General features: G+C 38.6%; 7 protein-coding genes. 2 read left to right on the top strand and 5 right to left on the bottom strand.

Annotated features, from left to right (window positions below; genetic code table 11):
- Window positions 1-17: 17 nt before the first annotated feature.
- The 3 genes from BM163_RS02580 to BM163_RS02590 all read right to left on the bottom strand — a co-directional run bounded on the left by BM163_RS02580 (window position 18) and on the right by BM163_RS02590 (window position 3505).
- Window positions 18-1400 carry an MBOAT family O-acyltransferase gene (locus tag BM163_RS02580; protein WP_089799903.1) on the bottom strand — a complete coding sequence of 461 codons (1383 nt, stop codon included), beginning with the start codon at window positions 1398-1400 and terminating at the stop codon, window positions 18-20.
- Window positions 1401-1444: 44 nt separating this feature from the next.
- Complete coding sequence (locus tag BM163_RS02585) at window positions 1445-1984, bottom strand: DUF4358 domain-containing protein (RefSeq protein WP_089799905.1); 540 nt, start codon at window positions 1982-1984, stop codon at window positions 1445-1447.
- Between the two features lie 93 nt (window positions 1985-2077).
- Complete coding sequence (locus tag BM163_RS02590) at window positions 2078-3505, bottom strand: 6-phospho-beta-glucosidase (RefSeq protein WP_089799908.1); 1428 nt, start codon at window positions 3503-3505, stop codon at window positions 2078-2080.
- A gap of 218 nt (window positions 3506-3723) precedes the next feature.
- Between BM163_RS02590 and BM163_RS02595 the strand changes: the two genes are divergently transcribed.
- Window positions 3724-4482, top strand: coding sequence for a MurR/RpiR family transcriptional regulator (locus BM163_RS02595; RefSeq protein ID WP_089799910.1), 759 nt, complete (start codon window positions 3724-3726; stop codon window positions 4480-4482).
- Entirely contained in the window at window positions 4475-5674 is a 1200-nt protein-coding gene (locus BM163_RS02600; RefSeq protein ID WP_089799912.1) for a DUF4317 domain-containing protein, read from the top strand. Before BM163_RS02595 ends, BM163_RS02600 begins: the two co-directional genes overlap by 8 nt.
- 184 nt (window positions 5675-5858) lie before the next feature.
- Here BM163_RS02600 and BM163_RS02605 read toward each other — a convergent pair whose 3' ends face one another.
- Complete coding sequence (locus BM163_RS02605; RefSeq protein ID WP_170243613.1) at window positions 5859-6416, bottom strand: methyl-accepting chemotaxis protein; 558 nt, start codon at window positions 6414-6416, stop codon at window positions 5859-5861.
- Window positions 6417-6425: 9 nt separating this feature from the next.
- Window positions 6426-7484, bottom strand: a complete 1059-nt coding sequence (locus BM163_RS02610) for a methyl-accepting chemotaxis protein (RefSeq protein ID WP_089799916.1) — start codon at window positions 7482-7484, stop codon at window positions 6426-6428.
- Between the last annotated feature and the right edge of the window lie 334 nt (window positions 7485-7818).

The raw sequence follows: 7818 nt of genomic DNA on the forward strand, positions 1-7818 counted from the left end.
CGTACTCTCCTCTCACATTAAAACCGGAAATATATAAATGGATTAAACGATTGATCAATAAGATAACTCATCGATAACACAACGAGCATAAAGACAAAGAGACTTTCTAATACGCGGGTGGTAGGGGATGACTTATTTATGATCCATTTAGCAAATATATCTGTCGAACCGATAATCGCCACCACTAACAGCACCGCATATTCACGAAGATAATAAATGAGTGTCGGCGGTGGCGCTTGGAAGCTGACTAGTCCTGTGATGTAGCGCATCAGGTTAAAGACATCCGTCACACTAAAAATCAACCAGCTCACAAGAACAACGCCGAGGGTATACACGCGCTTTAATGTGACAGGTACCTTGTGTGTAAAGAGAGGACTAATATAGGTCTCCACAATAAGAAAAAAGCCAAAATACAAACCCCAAAAAATAAAGTTGACACTTGCCCCGTGCCAAAGACCCGTTAAAAACCATACAATGAAAACGTTTCTTAACCATTTTACTTCTCCGACTCGGTTACCCCCAAGCGGGATATACAGATAATCCCTAAACCACTGACTAAGCGTCATATGCCAGCGCCGCCAGAAGTCTTTAATCGAGGTCGCTTGATACGGATAGTTGAAGTTTTCCGGAAAACGAAAGCCAAACAGACGCCCTAAACCAATCGCCATATCAGAGTAGCCACTAAAATCAAAATAAATATGTAAGCCATAACTAAACGCCACGAAAAAACTCACCCAAAATGACACCGATTCAAGCCTTATCAGTTCAGCATGTAATGCGGCCATTTGATTAGAGATTAATACTTTTTTAGCTAAGCCATAACTAAAGCGAAAGATACCTTCAGTAACATCTTCTTTTGTGATGGTTCGTTCTCTTAATTGATTATCAATTGCCTCGTAACGAACAATCGGTCCGGCGACCAGTTGCGGAAAAAGTGACACATACATAAGAAAGTCAATCAGATTATGATTCACTTTCACTTTCTTTCGGTAAACATCAATCGTATAAGATAGCGTTTGAAATGTATAAAAACTAATGCCAATCGGAAGCGGTAACTCTAATAGGCCAATGTCTAACTGAAATACTTTGTTTACTAAGTCAATCATAAAATCCGCGTACTTAAAGAAAAACAGCACACCTAGATTAATTACGAGCGAGGATAATAAGACCAACCTTCTTATTCTGGCCCTTCCTTCAAACCGTCCCATTAACCGTCCATGAAGATAATCCATCCCCCCTGAAAAGATGACGAGCACGACGTAGACCGGTTCACCCCACGCATAAAAAAGGAGGCTAACAATAAGTAGCACTCCGTTTTTTAGCCGCTTCGGACTGAGTATATAGCTTGCGAAGGCAAGTGGTAAAAAGATGAGTAAAAATGTCAGTGAGCTAAAGACCATCGTCAGTCCTCCTTTACATTGCCCTATATGAGTGAAACAACCACTTATAAAGCCCCAGCTGCATCATCAAAGATGGCTTCGATACTTTCTGGGTTATCGTACGTAATATAAATGAAGTAGTTACCTTCTGTTTTAATGATATTGTTCTCGACTTTTTCATATTGATCCGGTAGATATTGGCTCCAGATGTTCACTTGATTCTCTAAATACGCTTCTAGTCCTGCTCTTATTGCCGGTATATCGTCTGACGATGCAGCTTCTAAGACAATAATCGTGGTAGAATTCACATTCATCATGGACTGATAACCGAAACCAGAAGCAAGTAGGGTACGATCAATTCCCATCGTATCCATGTACATATCACCCGTCGGGTCTTCTTCATCGGTTAAATCCGCACGTTGAAACATCCCTGTCTCCCCGTCCATATCCTCACTGATCTGACTTTCAATCTTATCCATCACTTCTTCTGTATTCATTGTGACGGCGTCTGTTTCACTTGTTGAGTCTCCTGCTGAGTCATTTCCACACGCTGCCATTGCCATCGTCAAAACAATTAAACTAACAACTAGCCATACTTTTTTCATCTCTATCCTTCCCTTTCTTATGTATATCTATGTCATTAGTCGCCATCAATAGAAAAAGGTTACAACTTTTTTAGAAAAGCTGTAACCTTTTTCTTAAGCTAAGTCTTCACCATTTGACGCAATGACTTTCTTATACCAATCAAATGATTTTTTCTTTGTCCGCTTGAGTGTTCCGTTGCCTGCGTTATCACGGTCAACATAGATAAAACCGTACCGCTTTTTCATCTCACCTGTCCCAGCACTCACAAGGTCAATACAACCCCAAGACGTATAACCGAGTAAATCAACGCCATCAATCTCAACGGCATCTTTCATCGCTTGAATATGTTCACGTAAGTAATCAATCCGGTAATCGTCTTTAACGTAACCCGCTTCATCAGGTGTATCAATCGCCCCTAAGCCGTTCTCCACAACAAACAGCGGTTTTTGATAACGGTCATAAAGTGCATTCATCGTCGTTCTAAATCCTAACGGATCAATTTGCCAACCCCACTCACTTGCCTCTAAGTATGGATTTTTCACTGATGCAAAAATATTTCCTTCTGTTTGTTCATTAAGTTTAGGATCTGTTGTAACAACCCGTGAAGAATAGTAGCTAAAGGAGATAAAATCAACCGTATGGTTTTTAAGCAAAGCTAGATCTTCTTCTGTCATCTCAATGTCAATCCCTGCTCGCTCCAATTCCTTCAAAGCATACGCTGGGTATTCCCCGCGTGACTGAACATCGATGAAGAAGTAATTTTCTCGGTCTTTTTGTTGGGCTAAAAAGACATCTTCTGGTTTACACGTATAAGGATAGTTTAAGCCGGCCGCAAGCATACAACCAACCATATTTTCTGGGTCAACTTCATGGGCCACTTTTGTTGCGAGTGCACTTGCGACAAGTTCATGGTGGGACGCTTGATATTTAACTTGTTGTTCATTCTCACCATCTTCAAATACTAGTCCTGCTCCCATAAACGGTGCATGGAGAATCATATTAATTTCGTTAAATGTCAACCAGTACTTGACGAGACCTTTAAAACGGGTAAATAATACGCGTACTAAGCGTTCATAAAACTCAATCATCTTACGATTACGCCAACCACCATACTCTTTAATTAAATGAATCGGACAGTCAAAGTGCGTAATCGTCACAAGTGGTTCGATCCCGTATTGTTGGCATGTTTTAAATAAGTCTTCATAAAAAGCTAAGCCTTTTTCATTTGGCTCTCGTTCATCTCCTTTAGGGAAAATCCGTGTCCAAGCAATCGATAAACGATACGTTTTAAAGCCCATCTCCGCAAAGAGCTTAATATCTTCTTTGTAGTGGTGATACATATCAATCGCTTCTTTGGCCGGATAAAAATACCCGTCTTCAAAATCGAGCATTTTTCGTTTACCTGCGATAATGGAAAAGCGCTCCTCACCAATTGGCACAACGTCTACATTTGCCAGTCCTCGTCCGTCAACATCATAAGCCCCTTCGCATTGGTTGGCAGCCGTTGCTCCACCCCATAAGAAATCTTCTCTAAATCCCATAATTATTACCTCCTCTGGTTTTTCATACGTCATTTTATTTTTATTTTTTATCCACGCTTTTATCGTATCACATTTCTAATGACTGCTCTGTTCATCATGTCATTTAGTTTATCTTTACATAAAATGTCCCATGTAACATTTCTGACACAGGGTGTATCATTATGCTATAATGTATGAACGAAACAGCACGCTATACGTGTAGAAAAGCAGGTGGAAAAATGTTTACTAGTGAAATGATCGCGTCATTTAATGACCTTGAAACAGATATTTATAATTATGTCATTACCCATGAACAAGAAGTGATTTACATGCGCATCAGAGAACTTGCTGAACACACACATGTCTCCACCGCGACTATTTTGCGTTTCTGCAAAAAAGTTGGTTGTGAAGGTTTTTCAGAATTTAAAACAAAACTAAAAATAGAACTTAAATCTAGACAAGAAACAGTTAAATCGGGTGAACACACAGTGATGGAGTTTTTTGAGCGCACCCTTTCAAGCGATCAAGAAGCTGTGCTTCTAGAGGCTGTCGAGTTACTGACTAGTGCAGATAACGTATTATTTGTTGGCATTGGCAGTTCAGGTATTTTAGCTGAATATGGGGCACGTTATTTTTCTAGTCTAGGAAAGTTTTCAATGTATATTAAAGACTTTTCTTATCCGATCCATAATCGCCTTCAAAAAAACAGCGTATCTATCGTGTTGTCGGTCTCTGGTGAAAATAGCTTTACCGTTAAGCAAATGAATCGCCTAAAACGTGAAGGCTCAAAAGTCATTAGCATCACCAACAATAAGCACTGTACAACCGCGAAAATGAGTGATATCAATCTTGCTTACTATATGACTGAAGAGTATTATGAAGACACAAATATTACGACACAAGTGCCGGTGATCTATCTATTAGAAACTTTAGCACGAAAACTTAATCAACATGAACAAGACTTACGTAAGAAAGCTATGGAGGGACACGATGAATAAAAAAGATATTGCCGATATTAGAAAACAATTTAAACGTGACAATGATTTATTACACGTACAAAATATATTTAACGTCTATGTCATGAAAGAAACAAAAGAAATATATCACCAGATTAATCGACCATTTAACATTCTCGCAGAAGATGAACAAGATTTATTTTTTACTAACTTTAAAAAGACCTTAACAGGACAACTTGACGAGAAATTATTTGAGCTTAAATTTCAATCAGATACCGAAGATCCTGTTCAGCTAAAATTAAACGAAGCGTTAATGACTGAAGATCAGTCTCGCTTCATTGAATTGATGCTAGAAATTGTTGAACGGATACTTGAAGCAAGAGAATATGACCATGATATTGTCATTAGTTTTATTAAAGGTGATTACTTAAAACCACAAAAAAAGTCAGATGATGACTTCTCTCACCAAAATGACCTTGTCTATGATCACCAATTTATTTTGTGTACGATAAATAAAACCCAAGACCCACCGAAAGATTTATTGTTTGATTATGTAGAAAAAACATTTAAATACCAAGTGATTGTTGATCCGGTGATTAACATTAAAGCACCCATTGGCGGTTTTTTATTCCCATGCTTTACGGATAAACAAGCAGATGTAAATCATATTCTTTATACGGCACCAAAAGCGAATGAACCGGATGAAGTCTTCATTACTGACGTATTAGAAGCAGAAGAAACCGTCACTCAACAAGAAGATAAAATCATTTTCGAAGAAATCATCCGTGATACCGTAGGTTATAAGATGGATACTCAAACATTGTCATCTATGTATGAAGATATTAACCGTCTCGTTGAAGAAAACGAAGATGAAGATGAGATACCAACACTTGACTATAAAGATATTGCCGAATTACTGTCATCAAATAGCTCTACACCAATAGAAGCTGAGCGTGTAAAAACCGCTTTTCAAACAGTGATTGATGACGAACATTACGCTTTAAAAGCGAAAAATATTGTCCCTAAATATAAATCTAAATCGATTAAAATTAATACGAAAGTGGCCGATGTGAAAGTGAGTCCGGAGGACTTGCGCTATGTCAAACAAATGCAAATGTTTGGCCGTCGCTATTTAATGATCGAGGTTGACGAGGATACCGTTGTTGATGGTTTCACAATGATTCCGGAAGTGTTCGGCGAAAAGAAAGACGACCTAGCAGAAGATAACGAATAAAGGATACGCTATCAACACGTCTTTTTGCATGCATTTAGAACCGGTAAAAACCTTAAGGTTTTTTACCGGTTCTTTTTCTTTTTATATAGACAGTCATGCCTACTTAATTATACCAGGTTATCCCCAGGTTACCCAAAGACACGCTGGATAAGTTTACTAAGTGTGGTTATCCACATGTGTATATCTACTCCAGCATTTCAAATGGCTCTAACTGAGTCGTAAGATGTTGAATCCTGTCGTGTTGATTTCTTGATGAGGTGCGCATATCTTCCATATTTTCTAACAGTGATGCAGCATTTTCACTTGATGACACTAAAGTTGCGACAGCATCTTCTGTTGCAGTCGTCATTTCTTTTAAACTACTTGCCATATATCGACTCGTTGTTTTAAACATGTTGATATGTTGTTTAAATCCGCCGAATACGTCTTTTAAGTCTGCCATCTGATTGGTGAAGCGACTCATTTCCTTGTTAAATTGTTGATAATCTATGAGTATATCTGACTGAAGGTAAGCAATCATCCCTTTACTTTCTTTAATCAATCGATTGACCGCGTCATTTACCATGCCGTTAACGGTCTGAATATGTGAAGCAGTGTTTTCGGTTGAAGCAGCCAAGTTCCTAATTGCTGAGGCGACAACACTAAAACCTTTACCCGCTTCACCGGCACGTGCGGCTTCAAACGAAGCATTTAAAGCAAGTAAATTCGTTTGACCCGAAATATCCAAGATTTTTTTGGTCAAGTCGTCAATCTAATTAACAGCTGTTGCACCTTTAATCGCACCCGCAACTGGTTTTGACATTGAGGTTATTTGATCTTTTGCCGTTTCATGGTTTAGTTTTAAATGATGATTGAAGGCAGTTGTTTCTTTTGTAATTGCATCAATGACATTTACTTGATCCGTTGACACACCATCAATAACGTATGCTTTATCCTCAATTTGGATTGAGGCATGTTCTCGTTCTAAGATTGTGCTATTTACCTCTTCCATTATTGCCGATAATTGATGCAGTGATTCACTCATCGATGCCGTATGCTCGGTACTTTCAATGATATTTTGATTGAGCGTTTCATTACTAGATACGGTTAAATTCGCGTCATGTTTCACACCGATAAGCACACTTTGTAGTCGCTCGATAAAGCTATTTACCGCATCACGAATCACACCGGATTCGTCTGATTGTTTATGCGTTAATCGCTTTGTTAAATCACCTTGTTTCATTTCTATTGCGGCGATCATGTCACCTAATGTCCGGCTCATAACGACGAGTGGTTTAACGATTGTTCGCTTTAAATGAAAAAAACCGATCAACATGACCATAAAAAATAATAGTCCCATGCCCCAAACGATGATGACTAACCGGTTGACGCGACTGTCTATTAATGACTTTTCATGAGCAATATTTTGCGTTAGCACGTCATTAAAGTCAGCTTCAGCCATATTATACACATCGTACAACTCCCCCCATTTAGAAGCTTCAATTTCACCCGACTGGAGTGTCGCACCTATGCTGTTTATAACTTGCTGGACAGGTTCAAATGATAATAATAACGCATTATGCATCGCGCGACCTGAATAATTCTCTAGTGTATTTTTCAGGTCATCCGTTAAAGGCACAAGTTGATTCTTGGTGTCTTCTGGTATAGTTATTTCACCTGTAAGATTACCTCGCACTCCTAAACCGATATCATATAAGGACGCTTTAATTGCTAACCGTGACTGCTCTATCGGTAAAAAATAATCACTCATAAGTTCAGATGATAATCGTACTTGATCACTTGTTACCGCACTCATGATAGTATTCGTCAAAAAAATCATTCCTAATAAAAAAAGATAACGGACATTCTTCTACTCATCGATTGCTTCATTGATTTGCTCCTTTTTTTCGCGTTTAGTAAACGTCTGCATTTATATGTATTATCTCCTTTGACTATAACAAGAGCACTACTCGTTTGAAGCGACCAATCACAAACGACTTATTTTCCTGCGCAAACAACACTTATCCACTTGTGGATAACAATAAGCAAACATGAACTAGGTGGTATATGTGTATAACCGTGTGGATAAAGGTCCGCTAGAGTGATGTGTAAACATGAATTGAACTACCCCCACCTAACATTCTCACGAATGTTTGAGGAAGGGG

This window comes from Halolactibacillus alkaliphilus (genome assembly GCF_900115465.1).
GTDB lineage: Bacteria > Bacillota > Bacilli > Bacillales > Amphibacillaceae > Halolactibacillus > Halolactibacillus alkaliphilus.